Here is a 16,727-nt window from a genome sequence, read left to right on the forward strand (position 1 = left end):
GCGGCTGCAGGAGAGACGACATTATGGATCATTTTAACTACCGCGACGGCGTGCTTTACGCCGAAGATGTGCCGCTTTCGCAGATTGCCGCAGAGCACGGCACGCCCTGTTACGTTTATTCCAAGGCAACATTTGAGCGCCACTTTCGCGCTTACACCGAAGCGCTTGGTGGTCACCCGCATCTGATCTGCTACGCCGTTAAAGCCAACTCTAACCTGGCGGTACTGGGCCTGCTTGCAAGGCTAGGCGCCGGGTTTGATATTGTCTCCATTGGTGAGCTTGAGCGCGTGCTGGCAGCCGGAGGAGACCCTGCGAAAGTGGTGTTCTCGGGTGTTGCCAAGCAGCCCCACGAAATGGCCCGCGCGCTTGAGGTGGGCATCAAGTGCTTTAACGTTGAATCCCGTCCTGAGTTGGAGCGCTTAAACGCTGTAGCAGGGGAGCTGGGTAACGTTGCCCCGGTTTCGCTGCGCGTTAATCCGGACGTGGACGCGGGCACTCATCCGTATATCTCCACCGGGCTCAAGGACAACAAGTTTGGCATCGCGGTCGATGACGCGCTAGAGGTTTACGAGCTGGCGGCCAGCCTGCCGAATCTTCAGGTGAAGGGGCTGGATTGCCATATTGGTTCGCAGTTGACCGAAACCGCTCCGTTTTTGGACGCGCTGGATCGGCTATTGATGCTGATGGAGCGCCTGCGCGAACGGGGTATCGAGATTGATCATTTGGACCTGGGCGGCGGTTTGGGCGTGCCTTACCGGGATGAAACGCCCCCGCAGCCGTTTGATTACGCAAGCCAGCTACTCGCTCGCCTGTCGCGCTGGGAAGGCGGCGAAAATCTGACGCTGCTGTTTGAACCAGGCCGCTCTATTGCCGCCAATGCAGGCGTCATGCTGACGCGGGTTGAATTCCTGAAGCCCGGCGAAACCAAGAACTTCGCCATTGTTGATGCGGCCATGAACGACCTGATTCGCCCGGCGCTGTATCAGGCGTGGCAGGCTATCGTGCCGGTGGACACTCGTGAAGCTCGCCCAAGTGCGGTGTATGACGTGGTCGGCCCGGTGTGCGAAACCGGCGACTTTCTGGGTAAAGAGCGTGAGCTTGCGATTGCTGAAGGCGATCTTCTCGCGGTGCGTTCAGCGGGCGCTTACGGCTTTGTTATGGCGTCCAACTATAACAGCCGCCCGCGCCCGGCCGAGCTAATGGTCGATGGCGATACGTGTCACGTGGTACGGCGTCGGGAAACGGTCGAAAGCCTTTGGGCGGGCGAAGCGCTGCTGCCTGAAGGAGCGCGCTAATGCTTCTGCATTTCACCAAAATGCACGGCCTGGGCAACGACTTTATGGTCGTTGACCTGGTAACCCAGCGTGCCCGGCTGCGTGAAGAGCATATCCAACAGCTGGCTGATCGTCGCTTTGGGATTGGTTTTGATCAGCTGCTGGTGGTTGAGCCGCCCCGCAATCCCGAGATGGACTTTCGCTACCGTATTTTCAATGCCGACGGAAGTGAAGTGGAGAACTGTGGCAACGGCGCTCGCTGCTTTGCGCGCTTTGTGCGCGACCAGCGCTTGACCCACAAGCATGAGATTCACGTAGAAACAGCCGGTGGCCCGCTGGTTTTGCACGTACAGCACGATGGCCTTGTGCGTGTCGATATGGGGCGGCCGCGCTTTAGCCCGGCAGCACTGCCCTTTGAGGCCCCAGGTGACCAACCATTACACGAACTTGAGGTCGACGGTGAAACGCTTCACATTGGTGTGGTATCCATGGGTAATCCCCACGCGGTATTGCAAGTGGAAAGCGTTGAGCGCGCCCAGGTTGAGCGTTTTGGGCCGTTGATGGAAGCGCACCCTCGCTTCCCCAAGCGTGTTAACGTGGGCTTTATGCAGGTTCTTTCGGCTAACCAGATTCGTCTGCGGGTATTTGAGCGGGGCAGTGGCGAAACGCTTGCTTGTGGTACCGGTGCGTGCGCCGCCGTTGCTAGCGGAATCCGCCAAGGCATCCTGAAAAGCCCGGTGAGCGTTCACCTGCCCGGCGGCGAGCTGACGATCGAGTGGCCCGACCCGGAAGCGTCGCTGATTATGGTCGGTCCGGCTACACGCGTTTTTGATGGTCGCGTAGCACTTAATTGATAGTGACGCGTAACGGATACAAGGAGAACGGTGATGTCTCAAGCCCCTGAACCGCGCAAGACGCTCGATCCAGACCAGGTAGCATTTTGGCTTGCCCGGCATCCCGATTTTTTTGTAGGCCGTGAAGGGTTGTTGCAGCAGCTTAAAGTACCGCACCCACATATTGATGGTGCGGTATCGCTGCTTGAGAGGCTGGTGCTGGACTTGCGTCAGCGGGCGGAAAAGGCCGAAGATCGCCTGGAGCACTTACTGGAAACTGCTCGGCACAACGAAGCTCAGTATCGGCGCCTACGGGAAACCCTGATGGCGCTGGTCGAAGCGGATAGCCGTGACGCCTTGGCGCAAGCTCTGGCGACTCAGCTTAACGAGCGCTTTGATACGCCCGCGATGGCACTTTGGTGCCCGGCGTCGTTAAGCGATAGCGAACCCACCATGCCCCAGCCTCCGCGCCATGTGCTGGACCAGCACGCCAGTACACGTTTGGCCGCGTTACTGGACGGTAAAACCAGCCGCTGTGCCAAGTTAAGCGTTAGCGACTGGAAGTGCCTATTGCCGCACACTAAAGCGCCACGTAAAGCGGGCTCCTGCGCTATCTCGCGCCTCTCGGCGGGCGAGTCGCTGGGATACCTGCTACTGGCAAGCCCCAACCCTGACTGCTATCGCGCCAGCATGGATACGCTGTTTACCGAGTATCTTGGGGATATCGTGGCACGGCTTTTAATTCGCTTGGAAACGTATGGCTGAGTCGCTTCTTGCCGCAGCGGTGGCACGCTATATCGGCGCGCTAGGCCAACATGCAAGCCCGGCAACCGTCGCCGCCTATCAGCAGGATTTAAGCGCCCTGTGCCGGTTTGCCGAGCAGCGCGAAATACAGGACCCAGCGCTGCTGGATACGGCGCTGCTGCGCACTTTTCTAGGCACAGAGCGCAGCCGTGGGCTTGGCGCACGCAGCCTTGCACGACGCCGAGCGGCGCTTTCGCGCTTTGCCGATGACCTGGTCAAGCAGGGAATTCTTGCCGATAACCCGGTCGCGCTACTGCGCACGCCTAAACAACCCAGCCACTTGCCGCGCCCGGTCGATGTGGATGCATTGGCCCATTTTCTGGATAGCCCGCATGATGGCTCACCCTTGGCCGTACGCGACCAGGCCATGTTGGAGCTTTTTTACTCCAGTGGTTTGCGCCTGGCAGAACTTGCCGCGCTGGACCTTCACGATCTGCAGACCAGCCGGGTACGTGTGATAGGCAAAGGCAGTAAACCACGCCAGGTGCCTGTGGGGCAGCGCGCCCAGCACACCCTGGCGGAGTGGATTGCCTGCCGGGCAACCATGGCACCAGAGGGTGAAACGGCGCTTTTTGTGGGCCAGCGTGGGGCGCGGCTGGGGCATCGAGCCATTCAAAAACGCCTTGCCCAACTCTCTGTTAGCCGGGGCTTGCCCGAGCACTTGCATCCTCACCGGTTGCGCCACTCGTTTGCCAGCCATTTGCTTGAATCAAGCCAGGATCTGCGTGCGGTTCAGGAGCTGTTAGGCCACGCAAACCTCTCCACCACCCAGGTATATACTCGGCTCGACTGGCAGCATTTGGCGACCAGCTATGACGCCGCCCACCCACGCGCCAAGCGCCGCCCTTCTGGAAACACACCATGACCGCACTAGCAGCTATCACGTTTGATTTAGACGATACGCTTTGGGATAACCAGGGCGTGATGCTACGCACGGAGGAGGGGCATTACGGCTGGTTACTTGAGGCGCTGAGTATCTGGCGCGCTACGCGTCAAGAGGCGCCGCTGTCGCTGGATTATGAGGCGGGCGTGGAGGACTATTTACAGCGCCGCCAGCAGTTCGCTAAAGATGTGCCCGAGCGGCGCGGCGACTTTACCTGGCTACGCCTGCGCGCTCTGGAAGCGCAGCTGGAAGCCGAGGGCCTGCCCCGGAGTGCGGCCATTTTGTGGGCGGCAGCGGCCATGAACGAGTTTCATCGCCTGCGTATCCAGGTTTCTCCGCATCCGGAAGCGGCGGGCCTGCTTTCCGCGTTAGGCGAACGCTACCAGCTGGCGGCCATTACCAACGGCAATATTCATTTAAAGCGTCAGCCGTTGGCGGCGTATTTTCCGGTGGCGATTGCTGCAGGCGAGCTTCTGGCCCCTAAGCCGGAACACACGCCCTTTCTAACGGCGCTTTCAAGGCTTAATGTCACGCCCGAGTGCGCCATGCACGTCGGCGACTCGTGGGAAGAGGATATTTTACCGGCTCAGCAGCTGGGCATGCATGCGGTGTGGGTCTCAAGCGACCAGAGCCAGGCGCTGCCGCCCAGGGTACACCGCATCGCACATATTAAAGAGCTGCCGGGTATATTGGATAAGCTGGACGGTTCAGTGGCCTGAGGTGTCTTCCGGTGGCGTATGCAGCCACTGGTCAAGCTTTTGCGAAAGTGTATCGACGCCCTGGCGCTTGAGTGATGAGAAAAGCTGAACTGACACCAGGTCTTCCCACTCTTTTAAGCGAGAACGGACTTTTTGCAGCGAGGCACTTGCCGGGCCTTTTTTCAGCTTGTCGGCCTTGGTTAGCAGAATATGTACCGGCATATTGCGCTGGTCGGCATAGCTCAGCATCATCTGGTCAAACTCGGTCAGCGGATGACGAACGTCCATCAACAGCACCAGCCCGCGTAGGCTAAAACGACCCCGCAGGTAGTCAGACAAATGCTGTTGCCACTCGATTTTGACGGCTTCTGGCACTTTCGCATAACCGTAGCCTGGAAGGTCAACCAGACGCCGTGCCTCGTCGTTCATGACGCTGAAAAAGTTGATCAATTGTGTGCGCCCTGGCGTGCGCGAAGTGCGGGCGAGGCCGTTCTGTTGCGTGAGCGCGTTGATGGCGCTCGATTTGCCCGCGTTAGAGCGTCCTGCAAACGCCACTTCAGCACCCGTATCGTCAGGGCAGGTAGCCAGTGTTGGGGCGCTGATAACAAATTTGGCGGTAGGGTAGTTCAACCGAGCGACGGGGCTATCTTGAGGGGTGGACATGGAATGAATCCTGAAAATCGAACCTATAAAACAGTCTGCGTTAACCACGCGTATAATGACATGGCACGCCGCACTGCGACGAATTGCCCCGTCAGTCAGGTCAAGCATTGTGCTAAAAAGCGGTGATACCTGTGACCTGGGGCGTTAGTGTACCACTGGGCTTAAGCCAACAGCGACTAATCGGTAGGTTGAGCACCCTATTTGACATGCCAGATAGCGCCCACCGTTATGAATAGCGTAGCCCTTGAATCGCATAGTGAGTCGTTATTAGAACCGTCCTTAGAGTCATCATGAGCGTCGTTATGAACGTCTTTACGAAAATCTGTGTGAAAGCAACGCTGGCAAGCCTGGCGGCTGCTTTAAGTGCCCCCGTTATTGTTTCTGCGCAGCCTGCTGACCCGCAAGCAACGGATATCACCGCCGGTCAACAGCGCGCGCAAACGTGTGCGGCTTGTCATGGGCAAACGGGCATCAGTCCGGCCAGTGCGTTTCCGCATTTAGCGGGGCAGCAAGCCTCTTACCTGGCCAAACAGATTAGAGATATTCGTGATGGCGAGCGGGTGGTTGTGCAAATGACAGGCATGGTTGACGACTTTTCTGACCAGGATGCGTGGAACGTTGCCGCCTATTATGCCGCCCAGGAGGCTAATCTGGGCCATGCCAATGCGGAAGACGAGGCGCTATTGGCACGGGGAGAAGAGATTTATCGTGCAGGGGTGCGCTCGCGTGGTGTGCCTGCCTGCAGCGCATGCCATACGCCCACGGGTGGCGGTATTGGCAGCGCCGTTTACCCGGCGATTGCTGGTCAGTACCCCGCCTATACGATGACGGCGTTACACGCGTTTGCTAGCGGTGAACGAACGAACGACCCAAGCGGTAGCATGCACGATATTGCGACTCGGCTAAGCGAGGAGGATATGCAGGCCGTAGCTAACTACCTCTTTGGTTTACACTAAGCTGTATCCTAAGAATGAATGCTCTTTCCTATCGGTGAGGGAACCTGATAGCGTTAGAGATAGTCCTATCTTCGCTTATCCCTTGGAGAATTGTCGCATGTTCAAAACGTTATTGGTTGCCCTGACCGGTTTAGGCCTTTCAGCAGCTGTCAGCGCTCAGGAATTGGTGGAAGGTAAAGACTATACGCTGCTTGATTCACCGGTCGCGACTCAGGTCGATGAGGATCACATCGAAGTGACCGAAGTGTTCTGGTTTGGCTGCCCTCACTGCAACCGTCTTCAAGCACCCATCACTGAATGGTACGAAACACTGGATGATGACGTCAGTATTGTGCATATGCCCGCTGTCATGGGCGGAGACTCCAATGTTCACGCGACGGCTTTTTATGCTGCCGAGTCGCTAGGCATTGAAGACGACTTGCATGCTGATTTCTTTACGGCGATTCACCAGGATGACCGTGCGTTAACGGATGCGGACGATATTGCCGACTTTTTTGCCGATTATGGTGTCAGTGAAGACGATGCCAAAAAAGCCTTAACTTCGTTTAGCGTACGCGGCGAAGTTAACAACGCCCATGGTCGTATTCGTGAAATGCGCTTGATGGGTGTGCCCGCGCTGGTGGTTGATGGCCGTTACGTTATTACCCCCAGCACCGCAGGTAGCCTTGAGAATATGCCACAAGTGGCAGAAGCGCTCATCGAACGCGTGCGTACTGAACGCGCGCAGTAAGGTGTAAGGGCATGGGGTGATAAGCAGATGGTCAATCTGACAACAGTGAATCAGCCGGGCAAATTATCGTCTCTGTTTGAAACGGGGCACCTTCGCTTGCTGACGTTTAATTTGCAGGTGGGCATCCAAACGTCTGCTTATCATCACTACTTTACCCGCAGTTGGCAGCACTTCTTGCCGAACCCTCAGCGCGTTAAACGTCTGGATATTATGGGCGATGTGTTGAGCCAGTTTGATGTGGTGGGGCTCCAGGAGGCCGATGGCGGCAGTTTTCGCTCCAGTCGTATCAATCAGGTGGAATACCTGGCCGCCCAGGCCGGGTTTCCGCATCACTTTAAACAATTAAACCGTAATCTGGGGCGTATCGCCCAGCACAGTAACGGTCTGCTTTCGCGTCTGACACCTACGAAAATTGAAGAGCACCGTTTGCCCGGTACGTTACCTGGTCGCGGGGCCATTCACGTACGTTTTGGCAACGGGCCGGATGCGTTACATATTTTTATTGCCCACTTGGCGCTTAGCCAGCGTGGGCGTGGGCGTCAGCTTGACTACTTGAGTGAAATTATTGAGCCGCTACATCACGTGGTGGTGATGGGCGACCTCAACTGCACGCCGGATCAGTTGCACGCCCATCAGCGGTTTAGCGCCTCGCTGCCGCTTCATCCGGTTAAACCGCTATTGAGCTATCCCTCGTGGCAGCCACGACGTGCGCTGGACCATATTCTGCTCTCGCAAACACTGGAGGCCGCCGAGGTGCGGGTAATGGATCATCTGTTCTCTGATCATCTGCCCATTGCCGTTGATCTACCGTTACCTAACGCCTGTCTATTGGCTATTGAAAACGCCAACTAACGCTTAAGTCCGTCAAACGGGTGAATATGTGCGTTTTAAGCCGCTTTAACCGGTAGATAATTGCCTGTTTAGGGATGACGTTCGGCCTAGAATCAGCGATGATTCCAGGCCGTTTCTTTGTGTAGGACATTTAACATGCACGCCAATGCTCATGAGCCGCGGTTGCTCCGCTGGCTCGACTGCGTGACGGAGAGAGTCGGCCGGGCCATTGCCTGGCTGGTTGTGATCATGATGCTGGTTCAGTTCGCCATCGTTGTCATGCGTTACGCCTTCGGTATGAACAGTATTGTGATGGAAGAGTCGGTAATGTATATGCATGCCGCCGTGTTTATGCTGTGCGCTGGCTGGACGCTGCGTCACGAGGGCCATGTGCGGGTGGATATCTTTTATCGGCGCATGTCCGACCGCGGCCGTGCCTGGATCGATCTTCTCGGTACGCTGTTTTTACTGATCCCGGTGATGCTATTTATTGCGATCACTAGCTTTCACTACGTTTACAGCAGCTGGTCGATCATGGAACGCTCCGCCAATGGCGGTATTCCTGCCGTATTTCTACTCAAGTCAATGATCCTGGCGATGGTGGCGCTGATGCTTCTCCAGGCGGCGGCCCAGTTAATCCGCAAAATACTCATTATACGCGGCAAACTGCCTGCGCCTATTCCTGAGCATGAGGAGATCATCTAGTGCTGGCGACTCTATTGGAAGGTATGCCGCTGATACTATTCGCCACGGTTTGCGTTGTTTTAATGCTGGGGTATCCGGTGGCGCTGTCGCTGGCGGGCACTGCGCTGGCATTTGCCGGGTTGGGATGGTTGCTTCAGTCGATGGGCGTTGCGGTGCCGTTTGAAGCGCGCTGGATGAGCTCCATGCCCAACCGAATTTACGGCATCATGACCAATAGCACCCTGCTGGCGGTGCCTTTATTTGTGCTGATGGGCGTGCTGCTTGAGAAGTCCAAGGTCGCTGAAACACTGTTAGACGCGATGACCATGGCGTTTGGCGCTCTACGTGGGGGGCTGGGCATTGCCGTGGTGTTGGTCGGTATGCTGCTGGCCGCGTCTACCGGTATTGTGGGGGCCACGGTGGTCACCATGGGCCTGCTCTCGCTACCTACGATGCTAAAGCGTGGCTACTCGCCTGCGCTTGCGACCGGCACTATTTGTGCGACCGGAACGCTTGGTCAGATTATTCCACCGTCCATTGCGCTGGTGTTACTGGGCGACGTGCTCAACAACGCCTACCAACAGGCCCAGCTTGCCATGGGCGCCTGGAGCCCGAAAACGCTTTCCGTAGGGGATCTGTTTGTTGGCGCGCTGGTGCCCGGCCTGATACTGGTGGTCGCATATATTATCTACTTACTGATGGTGGCGTGGCTTAAGCCGGGCGCCGCTCCTGCCGCTGATCGTCAGGCGTTGATGCAAGAGCTTGGGCACACCGGCAGTATCTGGCCGTTACTCATAAAAGGGCTTTTACCCCCGATACTGCTGATCGTTGCCGTGCTGGGGTCTATTTTGGGTGGCATTGCGACGCCCACCGAGGCATCCGCCGTTGGCGCGTTTGGTGCCTTGCTACTGGCCGCTTTTAATCGCCAACTGAGTGTTCCCATGCTGCGTGAGGTGGTGTATTCCACCGCTAAAGTCACCAGCATGGTGTTTTTAATCCTGATTGGGGCGGCGCTGTTTTCGCTGGTTTTCCGTGCCTTCGGCGGTGAAGAACTGGTGACCCACCTGTTTGAAGCGATGCCGGGGGGCGTTGTAGGCGCCACAATCGTGGTTATGCTGGTGATCTTCCTGCTTGGGTTTATCCTCGACTTTATCGAAATTACCTTTGTTGTGGTGCCGATTGTCGGCCCGGTTCTGCTGGCCATGGGCGTTGACCCCATTTGGCTCGGTATTATGATCGCCGTTAACCTGCAAACCTCGTTTTTAACGCCGCCGTTTGGGTTTGCGCTCTTTTACCTGCGGGGCGTAACGCCACAAAGTGTGCCGACCTCCGCCATCTACCGAGGCGTCATTCCGTTTATTCTCCTGCAACTGGGAATGCTATTGGCGCTGGCACTGTTCCCTGAGCTTGCCACGTGGCTACCGTCGGTTATTTAGGAAACCCCATGACACGAAATGTAAATGTACTGACGATTGCAGGCTCTGATCCCTCCGGTGGCGCAGGGCTGCAGGGTGATTTAAAGACGTTCTCGGCGCTGGGCGTCTATGGCACCAATGTGATTACGGCGGTGATTGCGCAAAATACTTGCGGCGTTTCCTCGGTCTATCCGGTATCCCCCCAGGCGATCCGTGAGCAGTTGGAAACCCTGTTGGACGATGTGGAGCTGGATGCCGTCAAGATTGGAATGGTCGCAAGCAAGGATGTCGCTGACGTGATTGCTGATGTACTGCGCAAGCGCCGCCCACGCTGGATCGTGCTTGATCCGGTGATGGTCGCCAAAAGTGGCGATATCCTGGTGGACGATGTGGGAATTCGGGCGGTACGCGACATTCTGGTGCCGCTAGCCGATGTGATCACACCTAACCTGCCAGAAGCCGCCGTGCTGCTGGATACCGCCTCACCTACGAGCCTGGACGCCATGGAAGCCATGCTGCCAGGCTTGGCCCAACTGGGCGCGCCTTATGTCGTGTTAAAGGGGGGGCATCTGCGTGGCGAGACATGCCCTGATTTGCTGGCAACGCCGGATGGTCACGAGTGGCTACCTGCGTCACGTATCCAAACAGAGAATTTACACGGCACTGGCTGCGCCTTGTCATCCGCTATTGCGGCCTGCCTGGCAAAGCTGCCTATGGATGCGCCTGCCCAGGCCCCTGCAGCGGCTATTAGCGATGCTAAACGGTGGCTGCATGCTGCTCTTGAGGCCAGCGTTCAACTAAGCGTTGGCAAAGGGCGCGGGCCGGTGCACCATTTTCATGCCTGGTGGTAACGCGCTACACGCTAAAATGAATCGTTAGCTTGCGGGATATGGCTTCGCCCACCATGCTGAAAGGTGTCTGTGAAACGACTGCCTGGATGCTTGTCTGAGGAGCGTTATGCCATGACCCGCACGTTTGTGTTTGCCACTGACCTCTCTGCTGAAAATCGCGCTGGCTTTGCGCGCGCCTTGCGCCTTGCTTATACGCACAACGCCCATCTGGATGTTCTGCATGTGCTGGACCCCCATCTGCCGCATCGGCTACTGCAAGCAGTAGAGCAAGCGATCAATGAAGATATCGGCGCCACGTTGACCGATATCCGCGAAGACTATGCGTTGGAAGCCCCCAAGACCGTGGTGCAAACCGTTACCGGCGAACCCCATGTTGAAATTGCACGCAAGGCCCATGAAGAGCAGGCCAGGCTGATTGTACTGGGGATGCACCGCAAGCGTGGCCAGAAAGCGCTGTTGGCGGGCACCACGCTAATGCGCGTCGTACGCAATGCGCCGTGTCCTGTGGTGATTACCCAGTACACGCCCACCCAGCCCTGGCAGCATATTGTGATACCCGTTGATGCCTGTTTGAGCGCTCGCCACATGCTAAAACAGACGCTAAGCCACTTTCCCGATGCAAAACTAACACTGCTGCATGCCTGGACAGTGCCCGGTGAAGAGGCACTGGGTTCTGAGGTCACTTTCGCTCAGTGGCGTGAGCAGGAAGTGGCGCGCCTGCGGGAGGCATTAAAACACCAGATTGATGAGCTGGTGCGCGAGCTCGACGATGCCCCCGATATTGAGCTGGTGCTTGAACCCGGCACGCCGTGCGAGGTGACCCAGGACTATATCAGGTACCACTCGCCTGACCTGGCGGTGATGAGTAGCCGTAGCCAGCCTTTTCACTCCAGCCAGCTAACGCAAGCGCTGCTCAGCGAGCCCCACTGCGACCTGATGTTATGCCGCGCCTGGTGACGTGAATAGGTACACTAGGCGCTGATATCGTCAGGAGAAGCGCAAGTGAAAGTACTGATACAGCGTGTGAGCCAGGCAAGCGTCAGTGTCGAGGGGCAAACGGTGGGTGCTATTGAGCAAGGGTTATTGGCACTGGTGGGCGTTGAGAAGGGCGACACTGACGCCGCCGTTGAGAAAATACTTCACCGACTTTTGCACTACCGTGTCTTTAGCGACGCCGAGGGCAAAATGAACCTCAATCTTCAGCAGATAGACGGTGGCTTGCTGCTGGTATCGCAGTTTACCCTGGCCGCTGAAACCCATAAGGGCCTGCGCCCGGGCTTTTCCAGCGCCGCACCCCCTGCCGAAGGTGAACGGCTGTTTAATGCGCTGGTCAGCCAGGCCCAGTCGGCTTGGCCGAAGGTGGCCACCGGCCAGTTTGGTGCCGATATGCAGGTGGCGCTGATTAACGATGGCCCGGTGACGTTCCTGCTGGAAAGCTAACTATTTGGTTTCGCAGAGTACAAACATCCTGGTACTAAGCGTTTTCGCTGGCCAACAGTTCGGCTTCCATGGCTTCCAGCGACTCTTCCGCTGCTAGCCACTGCTGCTCGGAACTGTCCAGGCGGGCCTTGATGGTGGCTTGCTGGGACAGCGCCTCGGTAAGCTCGGCCTTGCGGCTGTTGTCGGTATAAAGCTCGGGGTCGGCCAGCACAGACTCTACGTCTTCCAGCTCGGCCTGGGCTTTTTCCATGGCTTTTTCAGCCTGGTCGCGCTCTTTTTTCAGCGGACGCAGCTTTTCACGCAGCTCGGCAGCGGCCTTACGGGCTGCCTTGCGCGCGTCGCGGCTATCCCCGCTGGGTTGCTGGTTCTGACGTTCGTTTTTCTCGCTGCGCGAATCGCGGCGGCTCTCCTCAAGGCGTGCCTTCAACCAGGCGCGATAATCCTCAAGGTCGCCATCAAACGGCTCTACACGGTTGTCCGCCACGCACCAGAACTCATCGACCGTAGCACGCAGCAGGTGGCGGTCGTGGGATACCAGAATTACCGTGCCTTCAAAACCGGCCAGCGCCTCGGTAAGCGCTTCGCGCATTTCCAGATCCAGGTGGTTGGTCGGCTCATCCAGCAGTAGTAAATTGGGCTTTTGCCAGGCGACCAGCGCCAGTGCCAAACGCGCTTTTTCACCGCCTGAAAAAGTAGCCACTTTGCCAAAGGCGTCATCGCCTTTAAAACCAAAGCCGCCCAGAAAGTTGCGAATCTCCTGGTCGCTGGCTCTAGGTGAAAGACGCTGGACATGCACAAACGGGGTAGAGGTGACATCCAACCCTTCCAACTGGTGCTGGGCAAAGTAACCAATTGCCAAGTGTTCACCGGGAACGCGCTTGCCGTTTAGCAGCTCAAGCTCGCCGGTCAAGGACTTGATCAGCGTTGATTTACCCGCCCCGTTAGGCCCCAGCAGGCCAATACGGCTGCCCGGCAGCAGGGTGATATTGACCTTGTCGAGCTGAACGGTGTCACGCTCTTTACCCCGATAGCCCAGCTGGGCCTGATCAAGTACCAGCAGCGGGTGCGAGGTTTTATCGGCGGCCGGCAGCGTGAAGTGAAAGGGCGAATCGACGTGGGCAATGGCAATATCTTCCATACGCTCCAGCATTTTTACCCGGCTTTGCGCCTGCTTCGCTTTGGTTGCCTGAGCTTTGAAGCGTGCAATAAAGCGCTCAATCTCTTCGCGGCGGGCCTGCTGCTTGGCGGCTTCGGCTTGTTGCAAGGCTAGCTTCTCGGCTCGCGTTCGCTCAAAGAGGGAGTAGTTGCCCCGATAAAGTTCAAGCGTCTGGTGGTGCATGTGTACAATGTGGTCACATACTGCATCCAGAAAATCGCGGTCGTGGGAAATCAGCAGCAGGGTGCCCGGGTAGCGGCTTAGCCACTGCTCCAGCCACAGCAGCGCGTCAAGGTCCAGGTGGTTGGTGGGCTCATCCAGCAGCAATAAGTCAGAGGGCATAAACAGCGTACGCGCCAGGTTAACGCGCATTCGCCAGCCGCCTGAAAAGTCGGAAAGCGGACGGGAAAGATCTGGCTGGAAAAAGCCAAGCCCAACCAGTAACTGGGCGGCGCGAGACTCTGCACGGTAGCCATCCAGGGTTTCGATTAGCCCGTGAAGCTCGGCTTCGCGGTGCGCTTCGCCCGCCTCCTGGGCGGCGAGCAGTTCGGCTTCAGCTTGGCGCAGGGCCTTATCGCCATCCAGCACATATTCGATAATTGGCCGATCAAGCGCTTCAACTTCCTGGGCCATATGCGCGATGCGTTGCCCTCCGCTCATTTCAACATCGCCCTGGTCGGGGCCTAATTCACCCAGCAGGAGCTTGAAAAGGCTCGATTTACCAGCGCCGTTTGCCCCGATAATACCCGCCTTGATACCGTCGTGCAGGGTCAAGTCGGCGTTCTCGAGTAGCGTTTGCGTGCCGCGTTGCAGGGCGGCTTGGCGCAGTGCGATCATGCTCTCTCCCAATGAAAAGTGGGTAAACCAATGCTCGATTCTAACCGATTGCGCCGCCTGGAGCAGATGCCATTATGGGATTTTGCCCTCTCGTTTTATAAAGCCCCCGGCGTTGAAGACGCCTGCCTGACGCTGCAGGACACATTAGGCGTCGATGTGTGCGAGCTGTTATTTCACGGCTGGCTGTTTGTGAATGGGCTTGAAGCACGCCCAGAAGCGCTGGCGCCACAGCGTGAGCAGCGTCAGCTATGGCAGCGTGAGACCACAGAAGTGCTGCGTCATTTACGCCGCACGTTAAAGCCCCAGGCACTACACAGCGCCTCTGTTTCCGCTCTGCGTAAAACGATTCAGCAGGCTGAGCTGCAGGCCGAGCGTGAAAACCTTCAACGTTGGCAAAGGTGGGCGATCGAAAATTCTGACAGCGACCAGCGATTAACAAACTGCGCGTTGTTTTCGAACGATAGCGAAAAATGGCTGCAAGATAAGCTGTTTTTTGCCGAACTTGACAAGGGTTGCCAGGGTAAGCCAAGCGCGCGCGAAAGCGTGGTTAACGCTTGGCAAACCCTGGCAGCCCGGCTTGACCACTTCGAGTCACCGCGCTAGCCTGAAAATAAGCTGCTTTTGAATAATCTTTCGTTATGCGTCCGCTGACCCACAGCAATGGATAACGTTTTTGCGTGTCAGCGAATGTTAAAAAGCGAATGTAAAAAAACAAAGGCAGAATTTTTGCGCACTCGTACGGCGCGCTAACCACTGCAAGGGGAACATCGCATGAAGGCAAGCAAGTTAGTAACGACGGCTAGCGTTGGCGCACTGTTGCTGGGCATGACCGCGGCTGCCCAGGCAGACAACTGGCGCTACGCTCACGAAGAGTACGAAGGTGATGTACAGGATGTGTTCGCCTACGCATTCAAAGAGTATATCGAAGATAATTCCGACCACACCGTTCAGGTTTATCGCTTTGGCGAACTGGGCGAGTCTGACGACATCATGGAGCAGACTCAAAACGGCATTCTCCAGTTTGTTAACCAGTCACCGGGCTTTACCGGCGCGCTGATTCCAGAAGCTCAGATTTTCTTTATTCCTTACCTTCTGCCTACCGATCAAGATACGGTGCTAACGTTCTTCGACGAAAGCGAAGCGATTAACGAGATGTTCCCCGAGCTTTACGCTGAGCAGGGTCTTGAACTTCTTAAGATGTACCCAGAAGGCGAAATGGTGATTACCACCGATGAGCCGGTCAGCTCGCCCGAGGATCTGCAGAACAAGAAAATCCGTACCATGACCAACCCGCTGTTGTCAGAAACCTACAGCGCGTTTGGTGCAACACCCACGCCGCTGCCGTGGGGTGAAGTGTACGGTGGTCTGCAAACCGGGATTTTGGACGGCCAGGAAAACCCGATCTTCTGGATCGAGTCGGGCGGTCTCTATGAAGTCTCTCCGCACCTGACGTTTACCGGCCATGGCTGGTTCACCACCGCCATGATGGCGAACCAGGACTTCTATTCAGATCTTTCTGAAGAAGACCAGCAGCTGGTTCAAGATGCCTCTGAAGCTGCTTATGACCAAACCATGGAGCACATCCAGGGCTTGGCCGACGAAGCGCTGGAGAAAATCCAGGCGGCTTCTAGCGATGTGACCGTTACGCGTCTGAACGAAGAGCAGATTCAGATGTTCCGTGAACGGGCGCCACAAGTGGAAGAAGCCTTCCTCGAAATGACGGGTGAGGGTGGCGCTGAGCTGCTGGAGCAGTTCAAAGCCGACCTGGAAGCCACAAACCAGTAATGTTGAGTTGCCGTTTAAGGCAGAAAGGGTGACTCATATCAGGGGCAGCCACGGCTGCCCCTTTTCTATTGTTTATCGATACCTTTAAGGGGAGCAACGTGGTGGATAGTAGCCCCATACAAAAGGCGAAAAGCTTGAGTACCCCCTACGCTAAACGTATGTCGGTACTGCTCTCTCACCCTTCAACTTTGAACGTGGAATAACCTTGATGACTAGCATGTTATTGGCCGTTGCTAGCCATCGTCATGCCGCTAAACATGCCGTTAAAAAAGGAGCCCGGCCATGACCGATGAAGAATCCGAAAAGAGCTATCATTCTGGTTTACCCGGCGTGTTGGGAGTGATCGACACTGCAATTAGCAAAATCGAGTCAGTGATATTGGCGCTAGGGGTTTTGCTAATGGCGCTGAATACGGTCACCAATGTGATTGCCCGCTTTGTATTTGGCAATAGCATCATGTTCTCCGGTGAATTAAACCGCATTTTGATCATCATGATTACGTTTGCTGGTATTGGCTATGCGGCGCGCCATGGGCGGCATATACGCATGTCGGCAATTTACGACGCTTTACCGGTGGGTGGGCGTAAAGCGTTGATGATCTGTATTTCGCTCGTCACCTCTTTCATTATGTTCTTCCTGTTTTACTACTCGATCGTTTATATCCTCGACTTGTATAGCAAAGGACGCGTGCTGCCTTCGTTAAGTTTGCCGGTCTGGATAATTTACCTATGGGTGCCGATGGGCTTTTTCATCACTGGTATTCAGTACCTGCTAACCGCCATTAAAAACCTCACGAGTCGGGATGTGTATCTCTCAACGGGTGTGGTCGATGGTTATAAAGATACCGAAACTGAAGTTTGACGCAGGGCATCGTATCCTGAGGAAAG

General features: G+C 56.4%; 18 protein-coding genes. 16 read left to right on the plus strand and 2 right to left on the minus strand.

The features are described from left to right. The first annotated feature begins 23 nt into the window (after positions 1 to 23). The 5 genes from lysA to ACT3RQ_RS06135 are packed head-to-tail and all read left to right on the plus strand — an operon-like array spanning position 24 to position 4,513. A complete protein-coding gene (lysA, locus tag ACT3RQ_RS06115; RefSeq protein ID WP_444680144.1) occupies positions 24 to 1,295 on the plus strand; it encodes a diaminopimelate decarboxylase in 1,272 nt (423 codons plus the stop codon). After that, positions 1,295 to 2,128, plus strand: coding sequence for a diaminopimelate epimerase (dapF, locus tag ACT3RQ_RS06120; protein WP_193054045.1), 834 nt, complete (start codon positions 1,295 to 1,297; stop codon positions 2,126 to 2,128). The genes lysA and dapF overlap by 1 nt, the downstream gene beginning before the upstream one ends. 33 nt (positions 2,129 to 2,161) lie before the next feature. Next, positions 2,162 to 2,872: a DUF484 family protein gene (locus ACT3RQ_RS06125; protein ID WP_087110456.1), complete on the plus strand. Its 711-nt coding sequence runs from the start codon at positions 2,162 to 2,164 to the stop codon at positions 2,870 to 2,872. Then, complete coding sequence (locus ACT3RQ_RS06130) at positions 2,865 to 3,776, plus strand: tyrosine recombinase XerC (RefSeq protein ID WP_087110458.1); 912 nt, start codon at positions 2,865 to 2,867, stop codon at positions 3,774 to 3,776. Before ACT3RQ_RS06125 ends, ACT3RQ_RS06130 begins: the two co-directional genes overlap by 8 nt. Beyond that, positions 3,773 to 4,513: an HAD family hydrolase gene (locus ACT3RQ_RS06135; protein ID WP_087110461.1), complete on the plus strand. Its 741-nt coding sequence runs from the start codon at positions 3,773 to 3,775 to the stop codon at positions 4,511 to 4,513. The genes ACT3RQ_RS06130 and ACT3RQ_RS06135 overlap by 4 nt, the downstream gene beginning before the upstream one ends. On the opposite strand, the gene yihA is transcribed toward ACT3RQ_RS06135, so the two are convergent. Beyond that, positions 4,502 to 5,155 carry a ribosome biogenesis GTP-binding protein YihA/YsxC gene (gene yihA, locus ACT3RQ_RS06140; RefSeq protein ID WP_172116843.1) on the minus strand — a complete coding sequence of 218 codons (654 nt, stop codon included), beginning with the start codon at positions 5,153 to 5,155 and terminating at the stop codon, positions 4,502 to 4,504. The two genes, ACT3RQ_RS06135 and yihA, sit on opposite strands and share 12 nt — an antisense overlap. A 326-nt stretch (positions 5,156 to 5,481) precedes the next feature. Here yihA and ACT3RQ_RS06145 point away from each other — a divergent pair, with 326 nt between their 5' ends. From ACT3RQ_RS06145 to dtd, 8 genes are all read left to right on the plus strand, one after another. Continuing rightward, positions 5,482 to 6,111, plus strand: coding sequence for a c-type cytochrome (locus tag ACT3RQ_RS06145; protein ID WP_406565418.1), 630 nt, complete (start codon positions 5,482 to 5,484; stop codon positions 6,109 to 6,111). A gap of 97 nt (positions 6,112 to 6,208) precedes the next feature. Beyond that, positions 6,209 to 6,841: a thiol:disulfide interchange protein DsbA/DsbL gene (locus tag ACT3RQ_RS06150; RefSeq protein ID WP_444631018.1), complete on the plus strand. Its 633-nt coding sequence runs from the start codon at positions 6,209 to 6,211 to the stop codon at positions 6,839 to 6,841. Between the two features lie 27 nt (positions 6,842 to 6,868). Next, on the plus strand, positions 6,869 to 7,693 hold the full coding sequence (locus tag ACT3RQ_RS06155; protein ID WP_444631017.1) for an endonuclease/exonuclease/phosphatase family protein: 825 nt from the start codon (positions 6,869 to 6,871) through the stop codon (positions 7,691 to 7,693). Between the two features lie 135 nt (positions 7,694 to 7,828). Then, the gene (locus ACT3RQ_RS06160; protein ID WP_444631016.1) at positions 7,829 to 8,377 is read left to right on the plus strand and encodes a TRAP transporter small permease subunit; all 549 of its coding nucleotides are present in this window, start codon (positions 7,829 to 7,831) and stop codon (positions 8,375 to 8,377) included. Next, the gene (locus tag ACT3RQ_RS06165) at positions 8,377 to 9,792 is read left to right on the plus strand and encodes a TRAP transporter large permease (protein ID WP_444680145.1); all 1,416 of its coding nucleotides are present in this window, start codon (positions 8,377 to 8,379) and stop codon (positions 9,790 to 9,792) included. Before ACT3RQ_RS06160 ends, ACT3RQ_RS06165 begins: the two co-directional genes overlap by 1 nt. A gap of 8 nt (positions 9,793 to 9,800) precedes the next feature. After that, positions 9,801 to 10,622, plus strand: coding sequence for a bifunctional hydroxymethylpyrimidine kinase/phosphomethylpyrimidine kinase (thiD, locus tag ACT3RQ_RS06170; RefSeq protein WP_444680146.1), 822 nt, complete (start codon positions 9,801 to 9,803; stop codon positions 10,620 to 10,622). Between the two features lie 111 nt (positions 10,623 to 10,733). After that, positions 10,734 to 11,579 (plus strand): universal stress protein, encoded by an 846-nt coding sequence (locus ACT3RQ_RS06175; protein ID WP_442352935.1) that lies wholly within the window; start codon positions 10,734 to 10,736, stop codon positions 11,577 to 11,579. A 45-nt stretch (positions 11,580 to 11,624) separates the two neighbouring features. Continuing rightward, positions 11,625 to 12,062 carry a D-aminoacyl-tRNA deacylase gene (gene dtd, locus ACT3RQ_RS06180; RefSeq protein ID WP_442352936.1) on the plus strand — a complete coding sequence of 146 codons (438 nt, stop codon included), beginning with the start codon at positions 11,625 to 11,627 and terminating at the stop codon, positions 12,060 to 12,062. Between the two features lie 34 nt (positions 12,063 to 12,096). On the opposite strand, the gene ACT3RQ_RS06185 is transcribed toward dtd, so the two are convergent. After that, positions 12,097 to 14,055 (minus strand): ATP-binding cassette domain-containing protein, encoded by a 1,959-nt coding sequence (locus tag ACT3RQ_RS06185; RefSeq protein ID WP_444680147.1) that lies wholly within the window; start codon positions 14,053 to 14,055, stop codon positions 12,097 to 12,099. A gap of 30 nt (positions 14,056 to 14,085) precedes the next feature. Here ACT3RQ_RS06185 and ACT3RQ_RS06190 point away from each other — a divergent pair, with 30 nt between their 5' ends. From ACT3RQ_RS06190 to ACT3RQ_RS06200, 3 genes are all read left to right on the plus strand, one after another. After that, complete coding sequence (locus ACT3RQ_RS06190; protein WP_444680148.1) at positions 14,086 to 14,658, plus strand: TIGR02444 family protein; 573 nt, start codon at positions 14,086 to 14,088, stop codon at positions 14,656 to 14,658. Between the two features lie 168 nt (positions 14,659 to 14,826). Continuing rightward, positions 14,827 to 15,840, plus strand: a complete 1,014-nt coding sequence (locus tag ACT3RQ_RS06195; protein WP_444639546.1) for a TRAP transporter substrate-binding protein — start codon at positions 14,827 to 14,829, stop codon at positions 15,838 to 15,840. A gap of 282 nt (positions 15,841 to 16,122) precedes the next feature. Next, a complete protein-coding gene (locus ACT3RQ_RS06200; protein WP_192526888.1) occupies positions 16,123 to 16,701 on the plus strand; it encodes a TRAP transporter small permease in 579 nt (192 codons plus the stop codon). The last annotated feature ends 26 nt before the right edge of the window (positions 16,702 to 16,727 follow it).

Origin of the sequence: Halomonas sp. AOP43-D1-4 (assembly GCF_052446175.1) — a bacterium.
GTDB classification, from domain to species: Bacteria; Pseudomonadota; Gammaproteobacteria; order Pseudomonadales; family Halomonadaceae; genus Vreelandella; species Vreelandella citrativorans.